We start from the raw sequence: 26,058 nt of genomic DNA, 5'->3' as shown, positions 1-26,058 counted from the left end.
CGCGGATCAGCGCCCGAAGACGGGTCGCAACGGGGCGGCCTCGGCGTCCTTGTAGATCGGCACGATGGCGCGCAGCCAGCCGCGGGTGTCGCGGCCGCCGTAATTGCTCTGGACCACGTCGCGGGTGACATAGGCCTGGAGGTTCACGGGGCCGAAATCGTAGCCGACGAGGCCGCCCACGGCGACCTGGCCCTGGCGCTTGTAGGCGGGGTTGCGCGTCGGCAGATCCGTAGAGCCGAAGGCGACGGGGCCGACCTCCCACTTCCCGAACTTCTTCGTCGCCGTGAGGTCGAGGTTGAGGAAGTCGGGGTAATACGCGGTGCCCAGCGGCGAGACCGTCTCCAGCACGGTGCCGTAGAGGGCGTGCGCCGTGAGGTTGAGGCCGTCGCCGTTGTAGGTCACGGCGAAGCGCTGGTGCAGCACCGCGTTCTGGATCACGATCCGGGTGTCGCTCGGCAGGTAGGCGCCGAGCAGGTAGCTCGCATGGACGTGTTCGCCGAGGGTCCAGGCGATCTGGCCGGCCAGCAGGGTCTGGCCGAAGCCGCTCTGGTAGGCCGCACCCCGGGTGCTCGAGGCCGCGATGGGCTGGAGCACGACGAATTGCAGGCGCCCGCCCGCCACGGTCCAGGGCGTCGCCCAGATGAAGCTCGGCAGGTTGATGTTGAGCTCGGTGCCGCGCGGCTCGGTGCTGCGGATGCCGAAGCTCGACGTGTTGACGAAGTACAGGCCGACCGCGAACGGCGCGCCGGCCGGCAGGCCCACGGTCTGGCCCGGCTGCGCCGAGGACCCGGCCTGCACCGGCGCCGCCATGCCGGCACCGCCCAGGGCGAGCGCCGCCATGGCCCCGGCCCTCACCCCACTCGTTCGTCCCATCGTGCTCCCGATCGTCCGCCGCAGCCGCGCCCCTCGCGGGCAACATGGTATCGGGCGACATGGCATCGGGCGAACGCGCGCGCCGCATGGCGTCCTGCCGCAGGTGCGGCCTCCCGGCGCGACCGTGGCGCGAAGGCAACAATCCGGCGCCACCGACGCGGCTTCGACCGGGCGAGGGATTAAGACATGTGAAAAAGCGTGACCGGCCGATACACTCCCGGCACCCTTCCCCGACACCCTTCCACACCGGTCCGATTCCGCGTCCCCGCCCGACATGCGACGGTCATTCGGGCGGGGTAATGCGGCGGGGCCTGCGATCCAGCCCGTCCGAGACGCCACCGATGCCGTTCCTTCCCCGTTCGTTCCGCAGGCTCCCGGGGGCGACCACGCTGGCGGTCGGCCTGAGCTTCGCCCCGGCGGCCGGAGCCGCCGATCTGGCCGCCGCACCCCGCGTCGCGCCCGCCTTCGTCGATTGGAGCGGCGTCTATCTCGGGATCGAGGGCAGCGCCGGGGCCTCGTTCGGCGCCTTCGATTTCGGCCGCACCACCGTCGGGGGCCGGGCCGTCCCGGCCTTCCGGACCGGGGACGCGACGGGGCGCTCGGACCGCAGCCGCGAGGCCACCACCGCCGTCGGCGGCGCCTTCGCGGGCTACAACTGGCAGACCGGCCCGTGGCTCGCGGGCGTGGAGGCCGACCTCTTCGGGAGCAACCTCAAGCGACCCGTGGCCTCGACGGCGCCGGGCTTCGGCACCGAGGCCGTCGATCCGGCCTTCAGCCTCATTCGGGTCAAGTCCGACGTGCTGGGCGCCGTGCGCGGGCGCCTCGGCGTCGCCTTCGAGCGGTCGCTGATCTACGCCACCTTCGGGCTCACGGGGGCCGAGGCGCGGTTCCTCGCGACCTATCCCGACCCCGCGACGGGCGCGGTCGGCACCGCGCGGCGCGACCGCACCTATCTCGGCTTCACCCTCGGGGCCGGCGTGCAGTTCGCCGTCTCCGAGCATTTCAGCCTCGGGATCGACTACCGCTACAACGATCTCGGCAGCAGCGGCCGGTTCGACCTCGGCACGGTGCCGGGGGCGGCGGGCGGCCCGGTCTCGACCCGGGCCGGTTTCATCGCCAACGAGGTGATGGCGCGCCTGAGCTGGCATCCGGGCGGCCTGCGCCTGCCCGACGAGGCGGAAGAATCCGGCCCGGTGCTCGGCGAGCGCTTCTCGCTCCACGGCCAGACCACGTTCTTCAACCAGGCCGTGGCGGGGTTCCGTGCGCCCTACAGCGGCCCCAACAGCCTCGTGCCGCACCAGGCGCAGGCGACGACCACGGCGACGCTGTTCCTCGGCCTGAAGCTCACGGACAGCACCGAGCTCTACTACAACCCGGAATTCTCCCAGGGCTTCGGCCTCAGCCGCACCCTCGGGGTCGCCGGCTTCACCAACGGCGAGGCGCAGAAGGCCGGGGCGCCGTTCCCGAAGCTGCGCTCCGCCCGCTACTTCGTGCGCCAGACCTTCGGTCTCGGTGGCGAGACCGAGACCCTGCCCGACGGCCCAAACCAGATCGCCAACACCTACGACGTCGAGCGCATCACATTCATCGCCGGCAAGTTCGCCATGGGCGACTATTTCGACGGCAACCGCTACGCCCACGACCCGCGCGTGGATTTCGCCAATTGGGGCCTGTGGAGCTCGGCGGCCTGGGACTTCCCGGCCAACCTCCCCGGCTACACGCAGGGGATTCTGGTCGAGTACAACCGCGCCGAATTCGCGTTGCGGGCCGCCTACACCCAGGTGCCGAAGGAGCCGTCCAGCGACGTGCTCGACCCGCGGGTGTTCGAGCGCGGCGGCTTCACCATAGAGTTGGAGGAGCGCCACGTGCTGCCGTTCCTCGACCGGCCGGGCAAGCTGCGCCTCGGTGCCTTCTCCAACGTCGGCAACAGCGCGCGCTACCGCGAGGTGGTCGGCCTCGCCCAGGCGGGCACCTTCGACGACATCAACGACGCCGTGGCGGCGACCCGGCGCCCGCGCCGCAAGAGCGGGGTCTACGTCAACCTCGAACAGGCGGTCACCGACGATCTCGGCGTGTTCGCCCGCGCCAGCGCCGCCGACGGGCGCAACGAGAACCTGTCCTTCACCGACATCGACCGGAGTTTTTCCGGCGGCGTCTCCCTGAAGGGCAGCCAATGGGGCCGCCCGAGCGACACCGTCGGCCTCGGCACGTCCGTGAACCAGCTCTCGCCGTCCCACCGCGACTACTTCGCCAACGGGGGGCTGGGCCTGCTCATCGGCGACGGGCGGCTCACCTACGCGCCCGAGCGGGCGGTGGAGGCCTACTACGCGCTGAGCCTCGGCAAGGCCCTGGTGCTGACGGCCGACTACCAGTTCGTGGCGAACCCCGCCTACAACCGGGACCGCGGCCCGGCGCACTTCTTCGGCACCCGCCTGCACGCGGATTTCTAGACGTGGCCCGCACGACGCCCGGCCGGAACCGGCAAGACACGGCCGAAGACACGGTCGGCGCCGGCCCGGAGGCTAACATGGGTTAGCCGCCGGCGATCACGGGCTTTTGTCCGTGCCCCCATTCCGGCGTCATTGCGCCGTCATGAATCCCGTCCTTGGGATACGACCCGGCAACGGGACGAGCCCCCTCGAGAACGCCTTCGCGCCGACCGCCGGAAAGTGCCGCCATGTCCACAGGTCCCCGGAAGGGCATCTCCAAACTCATCGTCCTGCTCGGGCTGGTGATCTGCGCCGGTCTCGGCGCCGTCGCCTGGTCGGAGCGCGACTCGGCCTTCGCCGGATGGGTGCTCACCACGGTGCGCGAGCGCATGGCCCAGATCTCCGGCCCGTCCGAGGAGGCGGCCGACACCGTCGGCGGCCGCGCCGACACCGTCGCGCGGGTGTTCCGCCCGAACCCGGCCCAGCGCACCGCCCTGGAGATCGCCCCCGTCCGGGCCGTGACGTTCCGGCCCGAGGGCACGGCCGAGGGGCGCATCGCCCTCAACGACGACGACAACGTGCCGGTCACCTCGCCCTATGCGGGCCGGGTCACCAAGGTGCTGGTGCGGGCGGGCGATGAGGTGAAGGCCGGCGACGTGCTCCTGACCATGGAGGCCACCGACATGGTCCAGGCCCAGAGCGACTACCAAGCGGCGCTGAACACCATCGCCAAGACCACCGCCCTGCTGAAGCTCGACGTGACCATCGCGGCCCGCCAGCAGGAGCTGTTCCAGGCCAAAGCCGTGGCTCTGAAGGACTACCAGTCGGCCCAGAACGACGTGATCGGCGCCCAGAGCGACCTCAAGACCGCCGAGGCGAGCCTGGAGGCGGTGAAGAACCGCCTGCGCATCCTCGGCAAGTCGGATGCCGACATCGCCGCCTACGAGAAGAAGGGCACCCTGAGCGCCGAGACGCAGTTGCGCGCGCCCATCGCCGGCACCATCGTCCAGCGCAAGGTCGGCATCGGCCAGTATCTCAGCAGCTCGGCCGAGCCGGTCTTCGTCATCGGCGACCTCTCGACGGTCTGGCTCGTCGCCAACGTGCGCGAGAGCGAGATCCCGAAGATCCGCCTCGGCCAGGACATTGAGGCCCGGGTGGCGGGCTTCGGCCAGCGGGCCTTCAAGGGCAAGGTCGACTACATGGCGGCCTCCCTCGATCCGGCGACCCGGCGCCTCGCCGTGCGCAGCGAGGTCGAGAACCCCGACCGGGTGCTCAAGCCCGAGATGTTCGCCGCCTTCACGATCTTCACCGGCCCCGGCCAGACCGCGCCGGCGATCCCGCCCTCCGCCATCGTCTACGAGGGCCGCCGCGCCCAGGTCTGGGTCGCCCGGCCCGACGGCGCCATCGAGGCCCGCGCCGTCACCCTCGGCCTCGCCGGCCAGGGCATGGTGCAGGTGGTGGAGGGGCTCAAGGCGGGCGAGGAGATCGTCACCCGCGGCGCCCTGTTCATGGATCGCGCCGTCAGCGGCGACAAGGCGTCCTGAGCCGGACCGCACGACCCTTACCGTCCCCCAAGAAATTCCCAGCCCCGATCGGCCGACCATGACCCGCGCGCGATGAACAGCCTGATCGTCTTCGCCCTGCGCCAGCGCGTGCTGGTGTTCCTCATGTTCCTCGCGATGCTGGGGCTGGGTTACGCCAGCTACACGCAGCTGAACATCGAGGCCTATCCCGATCCGGTGCCGCCGCTCGTCGACGTGATCACGCAGAATCCCGGGCAATCGGCCGACGAGATCGAGCGCTACATCACCATTCCCCTGGAGGTGCAGCTCGCCGGCATTCCCAACGCCACGGTGGTGCGGACCATCTCGCTGTTCGGCCTGTCCGACGTGAAGGTGCAGTTCAACTACAACTTCACCTACCAGGAAGCCCTGCAGCGGGTGCTCAACCGCCTGTCGCAGCTGCCGCCCCTGCCGGGCGGGGCCCAGCCGCAGATCTCGCCGACCTCCCCCGTGGGCGAGATCATGCGCTACAAGGTGACGGGGCCGGCGGGCTACTCGTCCACGGAGCTGAAGACCCTGCAGGACTGGGTGCTGCAGCGCCGGTTCAAGGCGATTCCGGGCGTGGTCGACGTCACGGCGTTCGGCGGCAAGACCAAGGAATACGAGATCGCCGTCGATCTCAACCGCCTGCAGGCCCAGGGCCTGACCCTGGTCCAACTCGTCACCGCGCTCAACAATTCGAGCATCAACGTCGGCGGCCAGACCCTCAACGTCGGCGAGCAATCGGCGGTGGTGCGGGGCATCGGCCTCATCCGCGACATGGACGACATCCGCGACACCATGCTGACGCAGGTGGCCGGCGTGCCGGTCCTCGTGCGCGATGTCGCCGACATCCGCGTCTCCAACGCGCCCCGTCTCGGCATCGTCGGCCATGACGGCCAGAACGACATCGTCGAGGGCATCGTGCTCATGAGCCGGGGCGGCAAGAGCCTGCCGACCCTGAAACTGGTGGAAGCCGAGATCGACAAGATCAACGCCAGCGGCCTGCTGCCCCCCGACGTGAAGGTCGAGCGGATCTATGACCGCAGCGGGCTCATCCACACCACCACCCACACGGTGATGCATAACCTCGTCTTCGGCGTGATCCTGGTCTTCGTGGTGCAGTGGGTGTTCCTGGGCAGTTTGCGCAGCGCCATCATCGTGGCGGCGACGATTCCCTTCGCCCTCGGGTTCGCCATCCTCATCCTCGTCCTGCGCGGCGATTCGGCCAACCTCCTGTCGCTGGGCGCCATCGATTTCGGCCTCATCGTCGATGCCACCGTGATCATGGTCGAGAACGTGTTCCGGCACGTGGCCGAACCCGAGCACAGCGAGGGCCAGGAGGCGCCGGGCGGCCTCACCGGGCGGCTCGGCACCATCGCCATCGCGGGCGCGGAGGTGAACCGGGCGATCTTCTTCTCGGCCACCATCATCATCGTCGGCTTCCTGCCGCTCTTCACCCTGACGGGCGTCGAGGGCCACATCTTCGGCCCCATGGCCAAGACCTACGCCTACGCGCTCATCGGCGGCCTGCTCGCCACCTTCACGGTCTCGCCCGCCCTCTCGGCCCTGATCCTGCCGAAACACGTGGAGGAGCGCGACACCCTGGTGGTGCGCCTGCTGCGCTTCGGCCATGTGATCATCCTGCGCTTCGGCCTGCGCAACAAGGTGCTGTCGCTCCTCGTGGTGGCGGCCATGCTCGGGGCCTCCGCCATCGCGGCCAGAACCCTCGGCCTCGAATTCCTGCCCAAGCTCGAGGAGGGCAACCTCTACATCCGCGGCACCATGCCGGCCTCGATCTCGCTGGAGGCCGGCAACGCCTACGTCGAGCGCCTGCGCAAGATGGTGTCCGACGTGCCGGAGGTGGTCACCGTCCTGTCCCACCAGGGCCGCCCCGACGACGGCACCGACGCCACCGGCTTCTTCAACGTCGAGATCCTGGCGCCGTTGAAGCCCATCGACCAGTGGCGCGCCGGCCTCGACAAGGAGACCCTGGTGCGCACCCTGTCGAAGCAGCTCGACGACGCGTTCCCCGGCATCGAGTTCAACTTCTCCCAGTACATCGAGGACAACGTGCAGGAGGCGGCCTCGGGCGTGAAGGGCGAGAACTCCGTCAAGATCTACGGCAGCGACCTCACCGAACTCACCCGCACCGCCGAGGCCGTGAAGGCGTCGCTCGCCAAGATTCCCGGCATCGCCGACCTCTCGGTCTTCGCCTCCCTCGGCCAACCCACGGTGCGCATCGACATCGACCGGCGGAAAGCCGCCCGCTTCGGCCTGACGCCCGGCGACGTGAACACCACCGTCCAGGCGGCCATCGGCGGCCAGACGGCGGGCGACCTCTACGAGTACGGCTCGGACCGGCATTTCCCCATGCGGGTGCGCCTCGCATCCGAATACCGAAGCAGCCTCGCCACCATCCGCAACATCACCATCGGGGCGCCGAATCCCGCCGGCGGCGTGATCCCCGTGCCGCTCTCCGAGATCGCCACCGTGGAGCTGACCTCGGGCGCGGCGTTCATCTACCGCGAGAACCAGGAGCGCTACATCCCGGTGAAGTTTTCCGTGCGCGGGCGCGATCTCGGCGGCGCCGTGCTGGAGGCCCAGAGCCGGATCGCCCAGGAGGTGCCCCTGCCGGCGGGCTTCCACCTCGAATGGGTCGGCCAGTTCACCAACCTGCAGGACGCCGTGGCGCGCCTCAGTATCGTGGTGCCCATCACCATCGCGCTCATCGCGCTCCTGCTCTACGTCAACTTCGCCTCCCTCACCGACATGCTGCTGACGCTCAGCGTGATTCCCATGGCGATGATCGGCGGCATCTTCGCCCTGGCCCTGACGCTGACGCCGTTCTCCATCTCGGCGGCCATCGGCTTCATCGCGCTGTTCGGCATCTCGACCATGGAGGGCGTGATCCTGCTCTCCTATTACAACCAGCTCCTCGACGAGGGCTGGGAGCGGGGCGCCGCCGTGTGGCACGCCGCCAACGTCCGCATGCGTCCGGTGATGATGACCTGTGTCGCCGCCTGCGTCGGCCTCCTGCCGGCGGCGGTCTCCACGGGCATCGGCTCGCAGGTGCAGAAGCCCCTGGCGCTGGTGGTGGTGGGCGGCATCATGCTCGCGCCCAACCTCATCCTGGTGATCGTGCCGATCCTCATCGGGCTGTTCTCGCGGCGCAAGCCGGCCCCGGGAATGCGCCCGCCGGAGGCCGCGCACGCGGCGGCCCGGGAGGCGTACGCGTGATGCGCGCGACACAGGGGCGTGAAAGCGTCGATCCCGCACGAACCGTCGCGTTGACTCGCGCGGGTCTGCGTCGCCTCTACGGGCGTCGGACGTCCGGCGGGATCGGCCACATCATGCGACGCACCACGAACGGATCCGGGATGGCGCTCCTGCGTACGGCCCGCGCCGCCGCCCTCGTGGCGGGCCTGGCGACGGTCTTGGCGGCGGGCCTCGGCGGCTGCATGGTCGGCCCGGATTTCGTGCCCCCCGCCGATCCGCCGGTGACCCGTTACACCCGCGAGCCCCTCGGCAACCCGACGGCCACCGACAAGGTGGTGACCCGCCAGGGCGGCTCGGCCGACCAGAACTTCATCGCCGGGGCCGACGTGCCGGGCCAGTGGTGGACCCTGTTCCACTCCAAGGCGCTCAACCGCCTCGTAGAGGAGGCGCTCGCCAACAACCCCAACCTCGACGCCGCCCAGGCGGCCCTGCGCATCGCCCAGCAGAACGTCGAGGCCCAGCGCGGCACCCTGTTCCCGCAGGTGGGGTTCAACGGCCTCGGCTCGCGCCAGAAGGTGCCGGGCGGCGAACTCCAGAGCCCGCTCAACGACCAGCGCCAGCTGTTCTACAGCCTCTATACCCCGCAGGTGACGGTCTCGTTCACCCCCGACGTGTTCGGCGGCAACCGGCGCCAGATCGAATCGCTGGAGGCCCAGGCCGAGAACCAGCGCTTCCAGCTCGAGGCCGCCTACCTGTCGCTGACCGCCAACGTGGTGCTGGCGGCGATCCAGGAGGCGTCCCTGCGCGCCCAGATCGACGCGACGAAGCGGGTGATCCAGGCCCAGACCGAGGTCCTGACCCTCTACAACAAGCAATTGTCGCTCGGGCAGATCGCCGGAGCCGACGTGGTGGTGCAGCAGGCGGCGCTCTCGGTGTCGATGCAGCTGCTGCCGCCGCTGGAAAAGCAGCTCGCGCTCCAGCGCAACCTGCTCACCGCCCTCGTCGGGCGCCTGCCCAGCGAGGAAGTCACCCAGACCTTCACCCTCGCGTCGCTCCGCCTGCCGACCCGGCTGCCCGTCAGCCTGCCCTCGCACCTCGTGCAGCAGCGCCCCGACGTGAAGGCGGCGGAGGCCAACGTGCAGCAGGCGAGCGCGCTCGTGGGGGTCGCCGTCGCCAACCGCCTGCCGCAGTTCAACATCACGGCCAATGGCGGGTCGAGCGCCGTGCGGATCGCGCAGCTCGCGAGTTCGGCGGCGAGCTTCTACGGCATCGTCGGCACCGTGGCCCAGCCGATCTTCGACGCCGGCACCCTGTTCCGCCGCCAGCGCGCCGCGGAGGAGACCCTGGACCAGGCCCAGGCCCAGTACCGCGCCGTGGTCATCGGCGCGTTCCAGAACGTCGCCGACGCCCTGCGGGCGCTGCAATCCGACGCTCAGGCCGTGGCGGCGGCGGCCGCGGCCGAGAAGGCGACGAGCCAGAGCCTCGACCTCATCCGCAAGCAGTACACCGCAGGCGCCATCAACAGCACCCAGGTGCTCATCGCCCAGCAATCCTACCTGTCGGCCATCGTCACCTCGGCGGGGGCCCGCGCCAACCAGTACGCCGACACCGCGGCCCTATTCCAGGCGCTCGGCGGCGGCTGGTGGAACCGCAACGACGTCCGGCCGCCCAAGCCGGAACGGGACCCGGCGCCGTTCCTGTAGGGGACGCGCGCCCTGGGCGGAGTTCCACGAAAAAGGGCGCCGGAGACCGGCGCCCTTTATCGTTTCAGCGAACCGGCGAAAGGGTTCGGCGCTCGTCGCCTCTCAGCGCTTGCCGGCGTGGTCGCCGTCGCGCAGCTGGCCGGTGGGCTCCTGGACATGGGCCTCGAGGAACCAGAGTTGCTTGTCGACGCCGCGCGACACCTCGGTGAAGAGATCCGCCGTGCCGGCATCCCCGGCCTCGTCGGTGTCGTCGATGTTCTGGCGCACGGCGTTGGCGTAGACGGCGTAGCGGTCGATCAGCGCCGCGACGTGGTCGGCGATGGCGTAGGCGTCGAGGGGATAGGGGGCGAGCTGCGACGAACCCGCGACGGCCGCCGCCGTGCCCCGGGCGGTCCCGCCGAGCTGGGTGACGCGCTCGGCGACCTTGTCGTTGTAATCGTCGAGCTCGGCGCGGAAACCATCCAGCATCTCGTGGATGCCGATGAACTGCGGACCCTTCAGGTTCCAGTGCGCCTGCTTCACCGCCAGCGCCAAGTCGATGCCGTCGGCCAGACGGGCGTTGAGGGCGTCGGTCGAGACCTGCTTGGCGTTGGACTTCGTGCCGTTCTGGGTCTCGTGGAGCCGCTGGCCCGAGGTGGAATTCGTGTTCGCCATGATCAATCCTTTGCGTTTTGAGGAATGAAATCCCATTCCTCCGCCACGTGATGCACGGCCCGAGGCGATCGCCCCGTGCGTCACGCACATACCTCCATCAAGACGGCGAACGCCTGAGGGTTCCTTGGCCGCGACGCGAAGTGCCCGTGCCGGTCACGGTCGATGGCACGACGCCCCGTCGCGGAGAATCGCGGACCCGGCCTCACCCGTCGATGAGGTGCGGCACGAACCGGGCCCGGTCGGTGGTGATGCGCGACGCGCCCTCGCGCAGGCACAGACCGGCGGGTTCGTCGCCGACGATCCAGCTGCCGACCAGGGCGTGGCGGCCGTCGAAGACCGGGAGTTCGGCGAGCGCCTGGCGCACGTAGCCCTCGCCGCCGTAGGGCCCCTCGTCCCGCTCCAGCAGCACGCCGTCGCGCACGAGGAGGATGTTGGCGCCCTCGCGGGAGTAGAGCGGCTTCTTCACGAACGAAGTGCCGAGGGCCGCCTTGGCGGGGTCGGACTCGAAATAGGCCGGCAGCAGGTTCGGGTGGCCGGGCGCCAGGGCCCAGAGATGGGCGAGCAACCCCTTGTTCGAGAGCACGGCCTTCCAGGGCGGTTCGAGGAAGCGGGTGGGCGACGCGCCGATGGCGGCGCCGAAGGCGTCGGCGAACATCCACTCCCACGGGTAGAGCTTGAACAGGGCGTCGAGGGGCCCGCCCCCGGCCTCGACGAAACGCCCGTCCTCGGCGAGGCCGATGGCCTCGATGGGCACGAAGGGGGCGGTGAGCCCGGCCTGCACCGCGCAATCCTGCAGGTAGGCCACCGTGCCCCGGTCCTCCAACGCGTCGGGAAAACACGTGAACGCCAACCGGCCCGGCAGCCCCATCCCGGCGAGGCGGGCGATGAGGCGCTCGTGCAGCGCGTTGAACTGGTCGGCCCCCGCGGGCAGGCGCCCCGTCGCGAGGCCGTCCTCCAGCCAGAGCCACTGGAATACCGCGCTCTCGTAGAGGGCCGTCGGCGTGTCGGCATTGTATTCGAGGAGCTTCGCCGGCCCCGTGCCGGCCCCGCCGTAGCGGAAGTCGAGGCGCCCGTAGAGGGACGGGTCGCGCCGCCGGAAGCTGTCCGCGATGGCGTCCCAGGCGTGTTCGGGGATCGCCAGGGAGGCGAGGATCGCCGCGTCCGCCACCGCCCGCTCGGCGAAGGCGAGGCAGAGGGCGTGGAGGTCGCGAGTCGGCGCCTCGAGGTCGTCCTCGATCTCCGCCAGGGTGAAAGCATAGTAGGCGCCCTCGTCCCAGTAGGGCGCGTCGTCGAAGGTATGGAAGGTGAAGCCCGCCCGGGCCGCGTGCGCGCGCCAGTCCGGCCGCTCGGGCAGCGTCACCCGGCGCATCAGCCGCCCCCGAACCCGCCCGAGCGGCTGCCCGAGGCGGAGGAGAACGCCCGCCCGGTCGCGCCGAAGCCGCCGGATGTCACCGTGCGGGGTGACGATGGCGTCGCGCGCGCCACCCGCGACGCCACATGGGTCGCCCCGCCGCCGCGGGCGGCGAAAACCCGTCCGCCCGCGCCGGTGCAGTAGCCCCCGCCCCCACCCGTCGCCTCGTCCGCGTGCCGGTAGAGGGGCTGGGGCGGCAGGGCCTGCTCCACCGTGCGGCCGAGGAGGTAGGCCGCCATCACGGGCACGAAGAACCCGGCCGCGTCCGCCACGACGGTCTCACCCGCGACGCAGCCGTCCGGGCCGTGATGCCCCCGGCACTCGTCCAGGGTGCGGTAGCGCGGCGCGCTCGACGCGTAGGCGGCCAGAGCCGCCGCGTGGTCGGTCGTGCAGGCCTCGGCGCTGCGCAGGCCCTGCGCGGCGCAGGCGGCGGGGTTCTCGTACACGAGGGCGTCCTCCTCCTTCTGGGAGGGATCGAGCCCGGCCAGCACCAGGGCGGCGGTGCCCGCCCCGGCGACGAGGACGAGGGAGATGGCGACGGAGCGCTTGCGGCGGCGCGCCTCGGCGGCGGCGTCCGGTGTCCCCGGGGGCGGCGCCACCATCTCAGGCGGTCATCGAGGCGGCGTTGACGATGCCGCCCGCGAAGGACGCGGCACCGAGGAGCGTCGCGGCGGCCATGCTGCCCGCCTCGATGCGCCGGGAGAGGTCGGGCACGGCGAGGCGCACGAGCCAGTAGATCGCGATCTGCACCACGAGGGCGACGAGGCCCCAGACGATGCAGTCGAGGAGGGATTGCGCGTTGTAGATCGCCACCGAGAGCGGCAGGGCGAAGCCGACGAGGCTGAAGCCGAGGGCCACCGCCGCCGCCGCCACGTCCTGGCGGATCAGCGCGACCTCGTTGTGGGCGGTGGCGAGGGTGTAGACGAGGAGATACGTCCCGATGAGCCCCCCGGCGGTGGCGAGGTAGAGCAGGAAGGCGGGCAGCCCCGAGATCGAGGTCACGCCGGCATCCCCGAGCCGGGGCGCGGCGCTGCCGTAGGCGATTCGTCCATGGCACCGTCTCCCGTCTGAGCCCGTCCCCACGGCGTACCATGCGGCCCCGCGCGATCACAACCGCGTGACGGCGTCCTCAACCGGCCTTCGCGTCGGCGAGCGCGTTCATCGGGGCCAGCCGAAGTAACGCGTGGCGGCGCCTCCGCCTTCCGCCAGCGGCCGCGTCAGCCGGCCGTGCCGGTCGATCAGCCCCCAACGGCCCCCGACCATGGCGGACGGCTGTCGCCCATCCGAGCGGCAGCCTTGGCAGACCAGGGCCTCCCCGCGGGCGTTGAACGGGAACGACCAGTCGAAATCCGTGGTCAGGACCCGGCGCAGGCGCCGGTCGTGGAACGCGACCTTGCCGGCGTGACGCGCGCGCACCAACCCCTGCGCGAAGGGGTCCGGCCCGTTGTCGAGGGGGAACACCGCCAGCGCCAGCCCGTCGCGGCGCGCCCAGAGCCAGCCGATTTCGTCGACGACGATCTCCGTCACCCCGCCCCGGAACGGCATGCGCGCGAGGCGGGCGGGATCGATGCGGACGAAGTCCCCCGCGCGGCGGGCGCAGTGCTCCGTGCGGGCGAAATCCGCGTGGACGTCGCGGCAGGCGAGCGGGTAGGCGCCCCCGTCGCGCGCCCGCACGGCCTGCGGCGCGAGGCCGGCCGCGAGCCCCAGGAGGGCGAGCGCGGCGAGCGCTCGTCCCCGTACCGCCCGGCTCACCGGAGGCCCCAGCGCCCGACCGGGCCGGGCGCGCCCATGGCGTCGTCGACACACACACGCCAGCCGCTGCCGTAGGCGACCTCGCGGACGTCCCAGACGAGGCCGGTGTCCGTCCGGGTCGGCACGGCCGTGCCGGTGGTGGCGGTGCCCGTTCCCGCCGCGGCGCGCGCCGCGATTGCCGCCGCCCGCTCGGGCGTGAGGCGGCCCGTCGCGGGTGCTTGCGCGCCGGATGGGGAGAACAGGCGGTCCAGGATCACCAGCACGGCTCGGGCTCCTCGCATCGACGGGCGAGCATGGGCGTCCGGCCCCGGGATGTCACCCGCCCCGGCGCCGGTTGCGGGGCGGGCGTCCGTCGGTCACACATCCCGGACCGTATCAGGCGGGAAGAACCGCATGGGAGGAACCCGGATGTCCCTGACGCTCGACCACTCCTCCGTGGAGGAACTCAACCTGGCCCTGCGCCTGTATCGGCGCCTGCTGGTCCGCCTGCTCCTGATCCTCGTCCTGGGCTTTGCCGGGGTGATCGGTCTGGCCAAGCTCAGCACGATCCTGTCGCCGCCCTACGGCGTCTATCTCCTCGGGCAGGGCCTGGAGACCTGGGGGCTGCTCGGCCTCCTCGCCCTGCTGTTCGCGGAATTCTGGTGGGAGGGCCGCCAGATCGGCAAGGCCCTGAACCATCCGGGCCTGCTGGATTCCCCTGTCGCCGGGCTGCTGAGCGGCCTCGCGGTGATCGGTGAGCGCGCCGCCGCCATCGGGATGGAGCCCGGCTTCTTCCACGGCCCCCTGCGGCCGATCCGCCAGCGCTGACGGGTCCGTGGCGCTCAGCGCGCCGGCCCCTCGCGGGCGACCAGACTGTCGCGGTGGACCGCGAGGCTCGCTCCGGCGCTCGCGAGGGTGACGGCGAAGCCGAGGGCGGGCAGCGTCCAATCCTCCGCCCGCCACAGGGCCGCCGCGAGGCCCGCGCCGGCGCCGAGGCAGGCCAGGGCCAGGGCGGCCCGCCAGCACCGCACCGCACGCGGCTCGAACCGCACCAGGCCGTTCGCCCACCAGACCAGGGGCAGCATCGACAGCCAATAGAGGGGTTGGGCCCGGGCGGCGCCGTGCGGTCCCGGCACGAGGCAGGCGGTGACCGAGACGGTGGCGGCGAGGCCCGCCACGACGGCGAGCCCGGCCGCCACGTTCGAGGGACGGTCCTTGCGCAGGCGCTGCCAGTAGGCCGGGTCGCGGCGGATCAGGGGGCTTCCTCCCGGGCCGGCGCCGGACGCTTCCAGGCCGCGAGGCGGGCCAGGACGTAGGCCGGCACGCGGTCGGCCACGGCCAGATTCTCCGGGCGCAGGGAGAAATCGTAGGTGAGGCCGTCGCGGTGGACGAGGTAGGTGCAGGTGGAGACCTCGCGCTTGTCCGAAGTGTCCGAGGCGAGGCAGCCGGGCGGGGCCTGGTCGGCCGGCCGCGCCGCGTTCCGGGACGGGAGGCGGTAGAAGCGCCGGTGGTCGACGCCCTCGGAATGGACGAGGCGCTCGCCGCCGGACGGGTCGGGCCGCCACGGCGCGCCCTGGGCGAGCCGAGCATCGAAAATGCCCCATTGCCGGGCGTGGAGGGGTGCGAAGCGGCGCCCGTCCGGGTCGCCGACGACGTGGACCACGAGGTCGGCCTCGAACGGGCCGGCATGGCCGTGGCTGAGGGGGCTGTAGCCGGGGAGGCCCGCCGCGACCTCGGCGGCGGGCAGCATCAGCCAGAGCGAATCCGCCGGTTCCCGGCCGAGCCCCGGGAGCGCGTCGAGCCAGGGCAGGCGGAAATTTCGGGAAAACTCGTAGGTGTGCGGCACGGCGTACGCGGTCCCGGCGAGGCGGTACCGCGTGGTGCCGAACCGGCCCTCCGCCGCGAAGGCCGCGAGCACGAGGGGCAGGCCGAGGAGCGCGACGAGGCGCGCGACGCGACGCGAGGGACGCATGCGGGACGTTCCTATTCCGTGAGTCTGCCTATTTCGTGGGTCCGCCTATTCCGTGGGCCCGGCGCGGAGCCCGGCCGCTTCCGCCGCGAGGTTGGCGCGGGCGGCCGCCTCCAAGCGGTCGTGGAAGAGGTCGGTCTGGTAGAGGCGCGGCCGGGCGAGGAAGCGGTCGAGGACCTGGGCGCGCCCGAGCCGCCACGCCGCCTCGGGAACGGCGGCGTATTCCCGGCGGATCGCCGCCGCGTAGGCCGCGTAGACGGCGCGCGGCGCACCGAGCACGGCGAGATCGAGGTCGAGGAGGAGCCGTGTCGCCGGGTCCGCGCTCGGGCCGTGCGCCGCCGTCGCGTGGATCATCGCGATCGCGGCCCGGACGCGCGCATCCCCGGCGGCCACCCCCGCCTCGGCACGCAGAAGGTCGGCGCTGCGGGCCTCGTTGTCGGCGCGGGCGGTGTCGTAGACGGCGTCGTGGAAGGCGATGGCGAGATCGATGGCGTCGCCGTCGACGCCCGCGAAATCGGGATGTGCCCGCACGGAATCGTGCCCCGCGAGCAGCGCCGCGACGTGGGGCCAGCCGTGATAGTGCCGGTCCGCCGCGCCGTAGCCCGCGTCGAGGGCCCGCCACGCCGCCGCGCCGGGCGTGCCGACGGTCCGCGCCCACAGGGCGTCGAACCGCGCGCGAAGGGACGCGTCCGTGGCTTCCATCCTGCCGGCCTCAGTTCACGCGGTGGCAGGTCGAGGTGGTCTCGGCAGCCCCGCGCATCCCGCCCGCCGGCCGCACCTCGCAGACCACGTACTTGCCGCCCCGCTCGAGGGTGAAGCTCGGACCGGAGGCGGAGACGATGCGGTGGCCGCCGTTGAGGAGCGCGCTCATGGGCTCCTCAACCGGCACCCAGGTCGTGGCCGGGCGCGGCGGCACGGCGGGGGCCTGGGCGACGGCCGGGCCGGCCACGAGGATCAGCGGGAGGAGGGTGTGGGACAGCGTTCGGCGCATGGGATCGTCCTGGGGTCGGGGGCGGGCCTTCGGCCCGTTCGGGCGGCGAGGGGATCAGGGCGTCACCACGGCGAGGTCGGCCGCAGGCAGCCAGCCGATGACCGGGGCCTTCTCGCCCCGGTAGCGCACGCGCACCCAGGCGTCCCGCCGCTCCAGCACCGCGACGGGATCGAGCCGGACGAGGTAGGGCGCCCGGGCCGGAGCCGGGCCGGGTTCCGGCCGGAAGGCCGTGCGCTCGGCCGTCACGAGGCCGACGCCGATCCATCCGTCCGGGGCCGACGCCGCACGCCGCGAGAGCGCGTAGGGGGTCCCCACCATGGTGCCCGTGGTCATCGAACACCCGCCGTGATCCTCCGCGAGGGTCAGGGCGGCGCCGTCCGGGGTGAAGGCGAGGTCCCCCGGGATGCGCTCCGGCTCGTCGGGAAACCACGTCTCGACCTTGGCCCGGTCGCCCGCGAGGGTGCCGCGCAGGAGGAAGGCGCAGGCGAATTGCGGGCTCCCGGCATCGGCCGCCCCCCGCTGCTCGGCGAAGACCCCCGCCACCGCATCGCCGGAGACCGCCAGGGTCAGGCTGTCGTAGGTGCCGGACCGGGCGGCCGGCTCGGCCGCCGCCGCGCCGCAGGCGGCGAGCAGGGCGGCGAGGCCCAGGGCGGTGCCACGCACCGTCAGAGGCCCTTCTCCAGCAGCTTCACCACGGCCTCGACCCGGTCCTTCGAGTCGGCGACGTTGGTGAACGGCCGCCAGTTCACGTCGAGGACCCCGCCGTCGAACGTGAGGCGCTTGGCGTAGTTCGAGGCGGGCGCGGTGTTCTCGTCGAAGCGGACGCGGATGGTCTTGAGCTTCGCGGCCAGGGCGTCGCGGCCCATCTTGTCCTTGGCCACCTCCTTCAGCCCGGCGGCGAGGGGCTCGAAGATCGTCTTCTCGAAATAGTCCGGGTCGGAATAGTACTTGGCGTCGCCCGGGAGCGTGAGGTCGTCCCACGCCAACTCCACCGGCACGGCGAAGCCCGCCGCCTCCTGGATCGCCTTTTCCTGCGCGGGGTAGCGGTCCTGGCGGTAGGCCGCGATCGCTCGGCGCTCGGCGAGGCCGATGGTCGGCTCGGCCATGGCCGAGGGGGCGGACAGGACCGACAGGGCGAGCGCGGCGGCGAGGGCGTGGCGGCGTGAGATCATGCGGTGGTTCCTCGGTAGGACGGCCCCGGATGCGGACTTGGCGTGACGGTTCGATGACGGGGCGGGCACGCTGTCAAAGTGAGAGCCGCCCTCACGGGGAGATCGCCTTCACGGTGTCGGGGCGCAGCGCACCGGGCCGCCGGCCTCGACGGTGGGCGGGGCGGTCCCCGTGAGGCGTACGGGAAACGAGACGATGCTGGGCGTGTCCTTCGGGGCCTTTCCGGCCCGATAGCTCCCGGCGCAGGCCTTCACGGGTGCCGGCAGGGCCGCGACGGCGGGTGGAAGCGGCCCGTCGCGGGCGATCCGCGCCCAGCACCCGGCGCCGTGCTTCGGGATCGAGCAGGCCCCCTGCACGCCGCGGAGGAACCCGAGCCGCAGGGTCCCGTCCGCGACCGCGAAGGTGTCGATGCCGGCCTCGGCGGTCGTGTCCCGGATCAGGGTGCGGCCCGTGCCCGCGTCGAGCACCGCGAACGGGACGGTGCCGTTGGTGCTCGCTTGCTCGAAGACGAGGAACCCGCCCGTGCGGCCGAGGAAGCGCTGGCCGGCGGTCGCCAGGATGCGCGCACCCGGCCCCGGCGCGGCGGCGCAGGCGGGGGCGGCGCCGTTCACGAGCGGCACGAGGCTCGCGTCCTCGGGGTCCGGCGTGTCGGTGTCGCTCTCGCGCACCATGAGATCGCGGTAGGTGGTGCAGGTGATCTGCTTGCCCTCCCCCGACATCTTGCCCTCTCCAGACGTCGCGGTCTCGGTCTTCGCGGGCGGCTCGAACCGCGCCGCCTCCCATCCCGCCACCACTGACGGAGCGGGGAGGCACGCTGCGAGGAGCGCTAAGCGGGCGGCGGAGCGGGTGGCGGGGAGAAGGCTGCGTCTCATGCGGGTTCCCTGTATACGGCGCGGGAGCCCCGAGGAAAGGCAGGATGGAGTGCCATGCGGACCGTTCTCGCCAAGGTCGCCAAGGGTTTTGCCGGGCCGCTCGCAACGCTTCTCGCCGCGCCGCTCCTCGGACCGCTCGCCGTCCGGGCCGAGCCCGCTCTGCCGGGCGACGTGACGGCGTACGTGACGCGGCTTCGGGACTGCAACCATTGGGGCGGGGAGGAGGCCACGGACGCGGCGCGCGGCCGGGCCATCGCGGCGGCCGTGAAGCGTCTGCGCTGCGACGCCGCCGAGGCGGACGGGCGGACCCTGCGACGGCGCCACCGGGGCGACCCCGCCGTCCTGAAGGCCCTCGACGGCGCGCGCGATGCGGACGGTTGAGCGGGGGCCCGACGCCGGCGATCCGGTCCGCCGCCGCGTCCTGCGCCTGCTGCACGTTCCGCTCCTCGGGCTGCTGCTGGCACTCGGCCTCGCCCCGGTCTTCCTGCTGTTTCCCCTCCTGCCCGCGGAGCCCGGAACCGATCCGACCCTGCGGCCCGTCGAACTCTGGCTCGGCACGGCCCTCGTCGGCGGCCTCGTCGGCACCGTGGAGGGCGCGGCGCGGCCCCTCTACCGGGCGGCCGGCCTCGTCCTCGCCGTCGGCCTGCTCTCGATCCCGGTCCTGCGCGTCCTCCTCTGGACCGACCTTCCGGTCCCGCACGGGCTCGCGCGCTGGCTCGGCCTCGACGGGGAAGCCGCCCTCGACGCCCACCTGTACGAGATCTGGCTCGCTGCGTGGCTTTCGGCCTGGGTTTTGGCTTGGGTTTTGGCTTGGCTCGGCCTCGCGCTCCTGGGCCGGAACCTCCCGGCGCGACGCGCCCGCATCGGCCGGGCCGCCGTTCGATGACGGCGCCGGTCGGGGATTCTGGTCCGGGATTGTCGGCGATGATCGTCCCGCCATGATTGCCCCTCGGTCCGACGGGACGCGAAGGGCGGCCCTCGTCGTCGGCGGCTGCGGTGTCGTCGTGTTCGGCTGGGCCCTCGTCGCCTACGCGCCGGTCCCGGGGATCGCCGCGGCCGTCGTCGCGGTGCCGGCGTTCGCCCGCGCGGCGACGCACCGGGTCGCGGTCTTCCTCGCCCTGGCGGCCGTCGGCGGCGGCATGACCTGGGCGGCGTTCGGAACGACGACGGGCTACTTCGTCCTGAACCGATCGCGGCTCGACGCCGTGGTAGCCGAGATCGCGGCCATGCCCACCCTGGTGTCCTTCGAACGCGGGCGGGACGATCCTCCGGCGGAGGCGGAGCGAACGGCGTGGTGGGAGAGCACCCGCCTCGTCAACGGCCGGCGCGTCACCCCGTACCGTCCGCAAGGCGCGCGCGACACGGACAGCCTGCGGGAGATCGACGTCCTGCGGGACCTCGGGGTTCCCTACGCCCGCTACCGCGCCCTCTGCGGCGCCCTCGAACGCCTCGGGCTCGCGGGGTTCACCCGCGGTCCCGGCGGCGAGATCGCCCTGGACGAACCGATCCCGGGGGGCACGCCCTGGGGCACGTCGTTCGTGTACCGGCCGGACGATGCGTTTCCGGCCGGCTCCGGGGCCGAGAGCGACCGCCGCCTCGCGCCGAACTGGTTCTTCGTGACGCGGGGCTGAGATTCACCGGACGACGCCGCCGGATTTCTGGAAGCCGGATTCCTGGAAGGAAGTGCGGGCGCGCGGAGCCTCCGCCGTGGTGATGGTGCCGGTCCCGAGCAGGGCCGCGAACACGAGCATCGGCACGGCCCAGACCTGCATCGGCAACCCCCAGAAGGCGTGGTCGCGCCCGGCCGGCCCGAAGGTCGTGCCGCGGTTCCAGCGCAGGCCGAGGCCGAGGACGGCGAGCGCCGCGAGACTCATGGTGAGGCAGACCGCCCGGTCCACTTCCGGCCCGTCGACCTGCCGCAGGACGATCAGGGGCAGGAACATCGCCGCCGCCGCCAGGAAGACGACCCAGTAGCCCCGCCCGGTCCAGAACACGATCATGCGGCGCCTCCCTCGCGCGGTGTGTGGAGCGATCCGTCCCGCCGAAGCCGCGATCGCATCAACCCATGGCCCCCGCGCCGGCCCGCCGGTTGCGCACCATCGCGGCGAGGGCCGCGACGATGATGGCCGCCAGCGCTCCCACAATGACCAGAAGCGTGACGGTGCGGTTCCACAGGCGGTCGAGGGCGAGATCGGTGGTGACGAGGTCGGGCCGGGCCGGATCGGCCATCACCCGGACGCTGTAATCGCCCGCATGCACGCCCGTGAACACGGTGTTGATCCGGCGGACCACCGGGCCCGACGGGGTGGGCAGGGTGAGGGTCATGTCGCAGAGGTGGAGCACGATCTTGGTGCTGCACTTGCCGTCGCTCACCCGCGCGGCGGCGACGGGACGCGCCGTGTCGCGGATCTGCCAATCCGTCACCACCGGCGGGGCCGTGTAGACGGCGCAGGCGACGAGGAGGGCACCCAGCGCCACGAGGCCGAACAGGGTCCAGAAGATGTTGCCCCAGCCCTGGCGGGGCGGCGGCAGGCGCAAGGATTCGGTACGCGAGGGCTCGGGGCGGTTGGCGGCGGTGTTCATGGTCGGAACCTCACGGGATCACGGGGGTCTGGGAGGATTCGGAAGCCGCCGCGGTCTCGGCCAGGACACGGCGCGCCTGCGCCGCAGTCTCGGCCAGGACACGGCGCGCCTGCGCCGCCTGCCGGTAGCGGCCGATGAGGTCGGCGAAGTCCTGTACCGACATCCGGTACGGCAGGCCGGCCGTGACGGTGACGATGCCGCGCCCTGCGTCGAGCTTCACCTTGCGGCCGCCCGGCACCGCCTGCGGGAACGGCGCCTCCGGCGGCAGCAGCAGGCGGGTGACGACGCCGTTCTGCCGGGTCGTCATGTCGAGGTCGGCGATGCTGTCCCAGAGGATCGGTCGGTCGAGGCCGGGCACCGCCAGGGCCTCGGGGGTCAGGATCATCGTCGTGCGCTCGCCCCGCCACAGCCGAAATCCGCCGAAGCCGCCCAGGACCGCCCCGCACGCCAGCGCTACCCCCACCACGGCCCCCGCCTGGCTGGCGGACAGGCCGGGCAGGCCGGCGGCGAGCCACAGGAGGGCGACCCCGATGAAGAAGCCGCCCGCCACCAGGAGGGCGATGGCCCCCGGGCGGGTGCTTTCGCGCAGCTCCCGCGCCTCGGTGCCGATCTCCGCCGCCGTCGCTTCGAGATGAGCGCGGAAGGCCGCATCGTGGGCCCGCACCGCGTCGAGGAAATCGTGCGTCGCCGCGCGGCAGAGGCCGGCGGGATCGGCGAAGTAGGCCGCGAGCTGGCCGAGCGCGTGCGGGGGCGGAACGGCGGCGGCGGCGGCCAGGAGTTCGGCGTCGAGGGTCCGGCCGAGGGCCGCCACGCGCTCGCGGGTCGGCGGATGGGTGTCGGTGGGGTGGGCCTGCTCCGCCTCGAGATGCGTCGCCGGATCGTCGAGGCCGCGCGCGATGGCGTGGTCGAGGCTCGCCGCCACGAGGTCGGCCGGGGCGGACCCGGGCGCCTCGGCGGCGGCGTCCAAGGTCTCGGCGATGCGGGGGGCCACCGCCCCCGTGCGCAGGAGCGCCCGCGCGGCGGCGTCCACGGAGGCCGGGCCGGCGCCCGCCGCATCGGCCGCGAACTCGCGGGTCCGGCTCCAGTGGCGCACGGCGAGGTGGAAGTTCTCCATGACGAAGACGCCGAGGCGCAAGGACGGGCCGAGGAGCCCGAAGGACCCGGCATGCCCCTCCGCCACCGCGTCGAGGGAGCGGCCGACGCCGGCATAGATCGGCAGGAAGCGCTGGCTGTAGACGGTGTCGCCCCCGGCGTAGTGGGCGAGTTCGTGACCGATGATCGCCGCCACCTCGTCGCCCCGCAGCAGGGCGAGGTAGGGCAGCGGCAGGTAGAGGATCCGGCCCGTCAGCGGCGCGCCGCCGGGCTCGACCACGGCCGGGCCGGCGCTGACGAAGAAGCCCCCCGTGAGACCGACCACCACGGCCTCGGGCTTCAACGCCCCGAGCCGGTCGGCCAGCCCCTCGGTGAGCCGCCACAGGCCGGGCGCCTCGGCGGGCGAGACGACCCGGCCGAAGATCGACAGGGGGTCGGGCTCGAAGGCGGACAGCGCCCGGCGCAGGCCCAGAACCGTGGCGCCCGCCGCGATCAGGACCGCCCCGACGGCGACGGCGGCCAGGAACAGCATCTTGATCTCGCCGCCGCCCAGCCCGGGCCGCGCCAGCAGCCCGGCCTCGAAGACCACGGCGGCGACGAAGCCCGCCGTGGTGAGGAGCACCTGGAGGGCGAGCACCGGCGGCAGCAGGCGGCGCATCCACGAGAAGCCGGCCACCAGCGCGTCGCGCGAGGCCCGCCCCAGTCGCCCGAGGGCGGCGCCGGCCAGGAGCACGAGGACCGACAGGAGGGCGGCGCCCCCCCCGGCCGCGACGACCACGGGCGGGAGCAGGCGGCGCCAGTCCATGATCGTCGTCAGGGTCGCGGCCTCGTCCCGGGCCGCCCGAGCCTGAACCAGGGCGAGGGGACCGCCGTAACCCTTGCCGTTGCGGCGGAACTGCATCCGGAAATCGGGGCGCCCGTCCGGCGGCGCCCGCGCCTCCAGATCCGCGACGATCCGGGTCAGGTGCTCCCGCTCGGCGGCGAGATCGGCCCAATCGGCGCCGGCCCGCTCCTGCTCCCACAGGCCGAGGAGCAGGATGCCCAGGGGCAGCAGGACGGTCGCCGCCACGAGGCGGGCGAGGGCATTCAGGCGCGACGGCGCGCGCGGGGTCTTCGTATCGGAGATGCTGGCCTCCTCAGGTCATCGGCCCGAAAGGTGGACACCGGTTTCTCGGGGATGCCGGTGCCCGCACGCGGCTCCGGCCCATCGCCGGGCCGCTGCCGATCGCCGTCGGGCGTTCGCTTCGAAAGGGGGAGCCCCCCGACGGGACGCGACGCGATCAGAACTTGTTCGCCGCCGGCACGTCCGCCGGGATCGGCAGGTGGGTTTCGTGCTTGGCGCAGGGAATCCGGTCGACCCGGCGGGTCTCGCCCTTGATGAGTTCCATGGCTCCGGTCTTGCGGTCGATGTTGAAGTACCCCCCGGGGTTCTTCAGCTTGATGATGTCGCTGGATTCGGCGGCGACGGCCTGCGGCTTCGAATCGAGCGCACCGTTCGCCTTCATCAGCGCCCAGCGCCGGGCGGGAAGATCGATGCTGAAGTAGATCGTCTTGCCACCGGTGTTGACGCAGGCCAGCGTGAACGGCTGCGCCGTCTCCTGCGCACGTGCAGGCTGCTGCGCGAGCGCGGCGCACACGCCGAAGGGGAGTAGAAAACGGCGCGCGTGTTCGTGCCTGTTTCCCCGCATTCGCCCCGTTCCCCCTGACTGCGCCGGCATGATCGCGGCGTTCGGTCATAAGCACGCGGACCGCGATCGGCAAATCCATCGCCCGTGCGCGACGGCCCTGCCTCGCGAGGCGGATCAGGAGACCATGCGTGATTTTGCCCGCCGGCCGTCGCGGATCCGCACGTCACTTTGGAGCTTATCCAAGGTGATCGTGTTTCCCCTCGGCACCCCGTCCGGCGCGCCGGACCTCGCCCGGCCGTTCGCCGGCGACGGGGCGGCGCCGCAACGGGACCAGTTGGAGCCCTCGAAGTGAATCGGAGAGACTTGATGGTGGGAGCATCCGCCACGGCGGCCTTGGCGGCCGTGCTCGCAGCGGGCGCCGCGCCGACGGCCGACAGGCCGTCCGGGACCGACAAGCCCGTTCTGGCGAAGGTGTCGCTGACGGTGAACGGCCAGCGCCGGGACCTCGAACTCGACACCCGCACCTCGCTCCTCGACGCGGCGCGCGAGCACCTGCACCTCACSGGCTCGAAGAAGGGCTGCGACCACGGCCAGTGCGGCGCCTGTACGATGATCGTCGACGGACGGCGCATCAACGCCTGCCTCACCCTCGCGRTRATGCACCAGGGCGCGGAGATCGTCACCATCGAGGGGCTGGGCCAGCCGGACGCCCTGCACCCGATGCAGGCCGCCTTCATCAAGCACGACGGCTTCCAGNCGGTCGAGGTCGCGCAGGGGGCGTTGCCGGAGGATCACCCGATTGCGGTGATGCACCAGGGCGCGGAGATCGTCACCATCGAGGGGCTGGGCCAGCCGGACGCCCTGCACCCGATGCAGGCCGCCTTCATCAAGCACGACGGCTTCCAGTGCGGCTACTGCACGCCGGGCCAGATCTGCTCGGGCGTCGCCGTGCTCGCCGAGATCAAGGCCGGCATCCCGAGTCACGCCACCGCCGATCTCAACGCGCCGATGCAGGTCACGGACGCCGAGATCCGCGAGCGCATGAGCGGCAACATCTGCCGCTGCGGCGCCTATTCCAACATCGTCGAGGCGATGACCGAAGTCGCGGGGAAGCAGGCATGAAGTCCTTCACGTACGAGCGCCCGACCTCGGCCGCCGAGGCGGCSGCCGCCGTCGCCCGCACCCCGAACGCCAAGTTCATCGCSGGCGGCACCAACCTCCTCGACCTGATGAAGCTGCAGATCGAGACCCCGACGCACCTCGTCGACGTGAACGGCCTCGGCCTCGACACCATCGCGGCGACCCCGGAGGGCGGCCTGCGGGTCGGCGCCCTGGTGCGCAACACCGATCTCGCCGCCGACGCGCGGGTGCGCAAGGATTACGCGGTGCTGAGCCGCGCGCTGCTGGCCGGCGCTTCGGGCCAGTTGCGCAACAAGGCCACCACGGCCGGCAACCTGCTCCAGCGCACCCGCTGCCCGTACTTCTACGACACGGCGCAGGCCTGCAACAAACGGGCMCCCGGTTCGGGCTGCTCGGCCCTCGACGGGGTCTCGCGCCAGCTCGCGGTGATCGGCGCCAGCGAGGCCTGCATCGCCACCCATCCGGGCGACATGGCGGTGGCCATGCGGGTGCTCGACGCCACCGTGGAGACCGTCGACGCGAAAGGGGCATCGCGAAACATCCCCATCGCCGAGTTCCACCGCCTGCCGGGCGACCGGCCCGAGGTCGACACCACGCTGGCCCCCGGCGAACTCATCACGGCGGTGACGCTGCCGAAACCGCTCGGCGGCACGCACATCTACCGCAAGGTCCGCGACCGGGCCTCCTACGCCTACGCCCTCGTCTCGGTGGCCGCCGTGGTGCAGCCGGACGGCACCGGCCGGGCGGCCTTCGGCGGCGTCGCGCACAAGCCGTGGCGGGTCGAAGCCGCGGAGGGCGCGATGGCGCAGGGCGCCAAGGCGGTGACCGCGCAGGCCTTCGCCGGGGCCAAGCCGACCCACGACAACGCCTACAAGCTGAAGCTCGCCGAGCGCACGCTCGGCGCGGTGCTCACCGAAGCGAGGGCTTAGAGCCATGAAGTTCGACACCCCCGCCGGCCAGAACCCCATCGACCAGCTCAAGGTCGTCGGAAAGGCCACCGACCGGATCGACGGCAAGTACAAGACCACCGGCACCGCCCCCTACGCCTACGA

29 protein-coding genes and 1 pseudogene are annotated in these 26,058 nt (G+C 72.4%); 12 read left to right on the top strand and 18 right to left on the bottom strand.

Annotated features, from left to right (window positions below; translation table 11 throughout):
- Window positions 1-6 precede the first annotated feature (6 nt).
- Window positions 7-840: a transporter gene (locus ASF22_RS12550; RefSeq protein ID WP_244473114.1), complete on the bottom strand. Its 834-nt coding sequence runs from the start codon at window positions 838-840 to the stop codon at window positions 7-9.
- Window positions 841-1,214: 374 nt separating this feature from the next.
- On the opposite strand from ASF22_RS12550, the gene ASF22_RS12545 reads away from it, so the two are divergent.
- The 4 genes from ASF22_RS12545 (at window position 1,215) to ASF22_RS12530 (ending at window position 9,765) form a co-directional block, all read left to right on the top strand.
- Window positions 1,215-3,323 (top strand): carbohydrate porin, encoded by a 2,109-nt coding sequence (locus ASF22_RS12545; RefSeq protein ID WP_082483681.1) that lies wholly within the window; start codon window positions 1,215-1,217, stop codon window positions 3,321-3,323.
- 227 nt (window positions 3,324-3,550) lie between these two features.
- Window positions 3,551-4,846 (top strand): efflux RND transporter periplasmic adaptor subunit, encoded by a 1,296-nt coding sequence (locus ASF22_RS12540; protein ID WP_056264768.1) that lies wholly within the window; start codon window positions 3,551-3,553, stop codon window positions 4,844-4,846.
- Window positions 4,847-4,918: 72 nt separating this feature from the next.
- Window positions 4,919-8,083, top strand: coding sequence for a CusA/CzcA family heavy metal efflux RND transporter (locus ASF22_RS12535; protein WP_056264765.1), 3,165 nt, complete (start codon window positions 4,919-4,921; stop codon window positions 8,081-8,083).
- A gap of 113 nt (window positions 8,084-8,196) precedes the next feature.
- On the top strand, window positions 8,197-9,765 hold the full coding sequence (locus ASF22_RS12530; RefSeq protein WP_244474274.1) for an efflux transporter outer membrane subunit: 1,569 nt from the start codon (window positions 8,197-8,199) through the stop codon (window positions 9,763-9,765).
- Window positions 9,766-9,867: 102 nt separating this feature from the next.
- On the opposite strand, the gene dps is transcribed toward ASF22_RS12530, so the two are convergent.
- From dps to ASF22_RS12500, 6 genes are all read right to left on the bottom strand, one after another.
- A complete protein-coding gene (dps, locus tag ASF22_RS12525; RefSeq protein ID WP_056265194.1) occupies window positions 9,868-10,419 on the bottom strand; it encodes a DNA starvation/stationary phase protection protein Dps in 552 nt (183 codons plus the stop codon).
- 202 nt (window positions 10,420-10,621) lie between these two features.
- Complete coding sequence (locus ASF22_RS12520; RefSeq protein WP_056264760.1) at window positions 10,622-11,788, bottom strand: glutathionylspermidine synthase family protein; 1,167 nt, start codon at window positions 11,786-11,788, stop codon at window positions 10,622-10,624.
- Entirely contained in the window at window positions 11,788-12,432 is a 645-nt protein-coding gene (locus tag ASF22_RS12515) for a DUF1190 domain-containing protein (RefSeq protein ID WP_056264756.1), read from the bottom strand. The genes ASF22_RS12520 and ASF22_RS12515 overlap by 1 nt, the downstream gene beginning before the upstream one ends.
- 1 nt (window position 12,433) lies before the next feature.
- Window positions 12,434-12,832 (bottom strand): DUF350 domain-containing protein, encoded by a 399-nt coding sequence (locus ASF22_RS12510; RefSeq protein ID WP_056170978.1) that lies wholly within the window; start codon window positions 12,830-12,832, stop codon window positions 12,434-12,436.
- Window positions 12,833-12,988: 156 nt separating this feature from the next.
- Entirely contained in the window at window positions 12,989-13,582 is a 594-nt protein-coding gene (locus ASF22_RS12505; protein WP_056264753.1) for a hypothetical protein, read from the bottom strand.
- Entirely contained in the window at window positions 13,579-13,845 is a 267-nt protein-coding gene (locus ASF22_RS12500; protein ID WP_056264751.1) for a hypothetical protein, read from the bottom strand. Before ASF22_RS12500 ends, ASF22_RS12505 begins: the two co-directional genes overlap by 4 nt.
- 145 nt (window positions 13,846-13,990) lie before the next feature.
- Between ASF22_RS12500 and ASF22_RS12495 the strand changes: the two genes are divergently transcribed.
- Window positions 13,991-14,389, top strand: coding sequence for a hypothetical protein (locus tag ASF22_RS12495; protein ID WP_018042895.1), 399 nt, complete (start codon window positions 13,991-13,993; stop codon window positions 14,387-14,389).
- 14 nt (window positions 14,390-14,403) lie between these two features.
- On the opposite strand, the gene ASF22_RS12490 is transcribed toward ASF22_RS12495, so the two are convergent.
- The 7 genes from ASF22_RS12490 to ASF22_RS12460 all read right to left on the bottom strand — a co-directional run bounded on the left by ASF22_RS12490 (window position 14,404) and on the right by ASF22_RS12460 (window position 18,563).
- Window positions 14,404-14,760 (bottom strand): hypothetical protein, encoded by a 357-nt coding sequence (locus tag ASF22_RS12490; RefSeq protein ID WP_018042896.1) that lies wholly within the window; start codon window positions 14,758-14,760, stop codon window positions 14,404-14,406.
- 53 nt (window positions 14,761-14,813) lie between these two features.
- Complete coding sequence (locus ASF22_RS23835; RefSeq protein ID WP_056264748.1) at window positions 14,814-15,533, bottom strand: hypothetical protein; 720 nt, start codon at window positions 15,531-15,533, stop codon at window positions 14,814-14,816.
- Window positions 15,534-15,578: 45 nt separating this feature from the next.
- Window positions 15,579-16,232, bottom strand: coding sequence for a hypothetical protein (locus ASF22_RS12480; RefSeq protein ID WP_056264745.1), 654 nt, complete (start codon window positions 16,230-16,232; stop codon window positions 15,579-15,581).
- 10 nt (window positions 16,233-16,242) lie between these two features.
- On the bottom strand, window positions 16,243-16,521 hold the full coding sequence (locus ASF22_RS12475; RefSeq protein WP_055950610.1) for a hypothetical protein: 279 nt from the start codon (window positions 16,519-16,521) through the stop codon (window positions 16,243-16,245).
- Between the two features lie 54 nt (window positions 16,522-16,575).
- The gene (locus ASF22_RS12470; protein WP_056264744.1) at window positions 16,576-17,184 is read right to left on the bottom strand and encodes a hypothetical protein; all 609 of its coding nucleotides are present in this window, start codon (window positions 17,182-17,184) and stop codon (window positions 16,576-16,578) included.
- Between the two features lie 2 nt (window positions 17,185-17,186).
- On the bottom strand, window positions 17,187-17,693 hold the full coding sequence (locus ASF22_RS12465; RefSeq protein WP_056264742.1) for a hypothetical protein: 507 nt from the start codon (window positions 17,691-17,693) through the stop codon (window positions 17,187-17,189).
- A 108-nt stretch (window positions 17,694-17,801) separates the two neighbouring features.
- Window positions 17,802-18,563 (bottom strand): hypothetical protein, encoded by a 762-nt coding sequence (locus ASF22_RS12460; protein WP_056264738.1) that lies wholly within the window; start codon window positions 18,561-18,563, stop codon window positions 17,802-17,804.
- A 54-nt stretch (window positions 18,564-18,617) separates the two neighbouring features.
- Here ASF22_RS12460 and ASF22_RS12455 point away from each other — a divergent pair, with 54 nt between their 5' ends.
- From ASF22_RS12455 to ASF22_RS12445, 3 genes are read left to right on the top strand one after another with little or no spacing between them, the layout of a single operon-like run.
- On the top strand, window positions 18,618-18,944 hold the full coding sequence (locus ASF22_RS12455) for a hypothetical protein (protein WP_018042903.1): 327 nt from the start codon (window positions 18,618-18,620) through the stop codon (window positions 18,942-18,944).
- Window positions 18,931-19,449, top strand: a complete 519-nt coding sequence (locus tag ASF22_RS12450) for a hypothetical protein (RefSeq protein ID WP_056264736.1) — start codon at window positions 18,931-18,933, stop codon at window positions 19,447-19,449. The genes ASF22_RS12455 and ASF22_RS12450 overlap by 14 nt, the downstream gene beginning before the upstream one ends.
- Window positions 19,450-19,501: 52 nt before the next feature.
- Window positions 19,502-20,194 (top strand): hypothetical protein, encoded by a 693-nt coding sequence (locus ASF22_RS12445; RefSeq protein WP_056264733.1) that lies wholly within the window; start codon window positions 19,502-19,504, stop codon window positions 20,192-20,194.
- Between the two features lie 3 nt (window positions 20,195-20,197).
- Here ASF22_RS12445 and ASF22_RS12440 read toward each other — a convergent pair whose 3' ends face one another.
- From ASF22_RS12440 to ASF22_RS12425, 4 genes are all read right to left on the bottom strand, one after another.
- Complete coding sequence (locus tag ASF22_RS12440; RefSeq protein WP_056264729.1) at window positions 20,198-20,563, bottom strand: hypothetical protein; 366 nt, start codon at window positions 20,561-20,563, stop codon at window positions 20,198-20,200.
- Window positions 20,564-20,621: 58 nt separating this feature from the next.
- Entirely contained in the window at window positions 20,622-21,146 is a 525-nt protein-coding gene (locus ASF22_RS12435; RefSeq protein ID WP_056264727.1) for a hypothetical protein, read from the bottom strand.
- Between the two features lie 10 nt (window positions 21,147-21,156).
- Window positions 21,157-23,307, bottom strand: coding sequence for a M48 family metalloprotease (locus ASF22_RS12430; RefSeq protein ID WP_056264723.1), 2,151 nt, complete (start codon window positions 23,305-23,307; stop codon window positions 21,157-21,159).
- Window positions 23,308-23,518: 211 nt separating this feature from the next.
- Window positions 23,519-23,956 carry a hypothetical protein gene (locus ASF22_RS12425; RefSeq protein WP_156647692.1) on the bottom strand — a complete coding sequence of 146 codons (438 nt, stop codon included), beginning with the start codon at window positions 23,954-23,956 and terminating at the stop codon, window positions 23,519-23,521.
- Here ASF22_RS12425 and ASF22_RS24365 point away from each other — a divergent pair.
- The 4 genes and pseudogenes from ASF22_RS24365 (at window position 23,955) to ASF22_RS12410 (ending at window position 25,935) form a co-directional block, all read left to right on the top strand.
- Window positions 23,955-24,218: a hypothetical protein gene (locus ASF22_RS24365; protein ID WP_056264720.1), complete on the top strand. Its 264-nt coding sequence runs from the start codon at window positions 23,955-23,957 to the stop codon at window positions 24,216-24,218. The two genes, ASF22_RS12425 and ASF22_RS24365, sit on opposite strands and share 2 nt — an antisense overlap.
- A gap of 14 nt (window positions 24,219-24,232) precedes the next feature.
- Window positions 24,233-24,622 (top strand): annotated as a pseudogene (locus ASF22_RS23825) (2Fe-2S iron-sulfur cluster-binding protein); the annotation flags it as partial.
- Between the two features lies 1 nt (window position 24,623).
- Window positions 24,624-24,988, top strand: a 365-nt coding sequence (locus tag ASF22_RS23095; protein ID WP_244474273.1) for a 2Fe-2S iron-sulfur cluster-binding protein, incomplete at its 5' end; no start/stop codon positions are given.
- A complete protein-coding gene (locus ASF22_RS12410) occupies window positions 24,985-25,935 on the top strand; it encodes a xanthine dehydrogenase family protein subunit M (RefSeq protein ID WP_056264713.1) in 951 nt (316 codons plus the stop codon). The genes ASF22_RS23095 and ASF22_RS12410, both read left to right, overlap by 4 nt.
- Window positions 25,936-26,058 lie beyond the last annotated feature (123 nt).

It is taken from the genome of Methylobacterium sp. Leaf87 (genome assembly GCF_001422775.1).
GTDB lineage: Bacteria > Pseudomonadota > Alphaproteobacteria > Rhizobiales > Beijerinckiaceae > Methylobacterium.
Note: the sequence above shows the minus strand (reverse complement) of the source record. Positions and strands in the feature narration are given on the sequence as shown.

Coding starts and splice junctions, on each gene's coding strand:
- ASF22_RS12550 (WP_244473114.1), bottom strand. CDS start 840: ATGGCGGCGCTCGCCCTGGGCGGTGCCGGCATGGCGGCGCCGGTGCAG.
- ASF22_RS12545 (WP_082483681.1), top strand. CDS start 1,215: ATGCCGTTCCTTCCCCGTTCGTTCCGCAGGCTCCCGGGGGCGACCACG.
- ASF22_RS12540 (WP_056264768.1), top strand. CDS start 3,551: ATGTCCACAGGTCCCCGGAAGGGCATCTCCAAACTCATCGTCCTGCTC.
- ASF22_RS12535 (WP_056264765.1), top strand. CDS start 4,919: ATGAACAGCCTGATCGTCTTCGCCCTGCGCCAGCGCGTGCTGGTGTTC.
- ASF22_RS12530 (WP_244474274.1), top strand. CDS start 8,197: ATGCGACGCACCACGAACGGATCCGGGATGGCGCTCCTGCGTACGGCC.
- dps (WP_056265194.1), bottom strand. CDS start 10,419: ATGGCGAACACGAATTCCACCTCGGGCCAGCGGCTCCACGAGACCCAG.
- ASF22_RS12520 (WP_056264760.1), bottom strand. CDS start 11,788: ATGCGCCGGGTGACGCTGCCCGAGCGGCCGGACTGGCGCGCGCACGCG.
- ASF22_RS12515 (WP_056264756.1), bottom strand. CDS start 12,432: ATGGTGGCGCCGCCCCCGGGGACACCGGACGCCGCCGCCGAGGCGCGC.
- ASF22_RS12495 (WP_018042895.1), top strand. CDS start 13,991: ATGTCCCTGACGCTCGACCACTCCTCCGTGGAGGAACTCAACCTGGCC.
- ASF22_RS23835 (WP_056264748.1), bottom strand. CDS start 15,533: ATGCGTCCCTCGCGTCGCGTCGCGCGCCTCGTCGCGCTCCTCGGCCTG.
- ASF22_RS12480 (WP_056264745.1), bottom strand. CDS start 16,232: ATGGAAGCCACGGACGCGTCCCTTCGCGCGCGGTTCGACGCCCTGTGG.
- ASF22_RS12475 (WP_055950610.1), bottom strand. CDS start 16,521: ATGCGCCGAACGCTGTCCCACACCCTCCTCCCGCTGATCCTCGTGGCC.
- ASF22_RS12465 (WP_056264742.1), bottom strand. CDS start 17,693: ATGATCTCACGCCGCCACGCCCTCGCCGCCGCGCTCGCCCTGTCGGTC.
- ASF22_RS12460 (WP_056264738.1), bottom strand. CDS start 18,563: ATGAGACGCAGCCTTCTCCCCGCCACCCGCTCCGCCGCCCGCTTAGCG.
- ASF22_RS12455 (WP_018042903.1), top strand. CDS start 18,618: ATGCGGACCGTTCTCGCCAAGGTCGCCAAGGGTTTTGCCGGGCCGCTC.
- ASF22_RS12450 (WP_056264736.1), top strand. CDS start 18,931: ATGCGGACGGTTGAGCGGGGGCCCGACGCCGGCGATCCGGTCCGCCGC.
- ASF22_RS12445 (WP_056264733.1), top strand. CDS start 19,502: ATGATTGCCCCTCGGTCCGACGGGACGCGAAGGGCGGCCCTCGTCGTC.
- ASF22_RS12440 (WP_056264729.1), bottom strand. CDS start 20,563: ATGATCGTGTTCTGGACCGGGCGGGGCTACTGGGTCGTCTTCCTGGCG.
- ASF22_RS12435 (WP_056264727.1), bottom strand. CDS start 21,146: ATGAACACCGCCGCCAACCGCCCCGAGCCCTCGCGTACCGAATCCTTG.
- ASF22_RS24365 (WP_056264720.1), top strand. CDS start 23,955: ATGATCGCGGCGTTCGGTCATAAGCACGCGGACCGCGATCGGCAAATC.
- ASF22_RS12425 (WP_156647692.1), bottom strand. CDS start 23,956: ATGCCGGCGCAGTCAGGGGGAACGGGGCGAATGCGGGGAAACAGGCAC.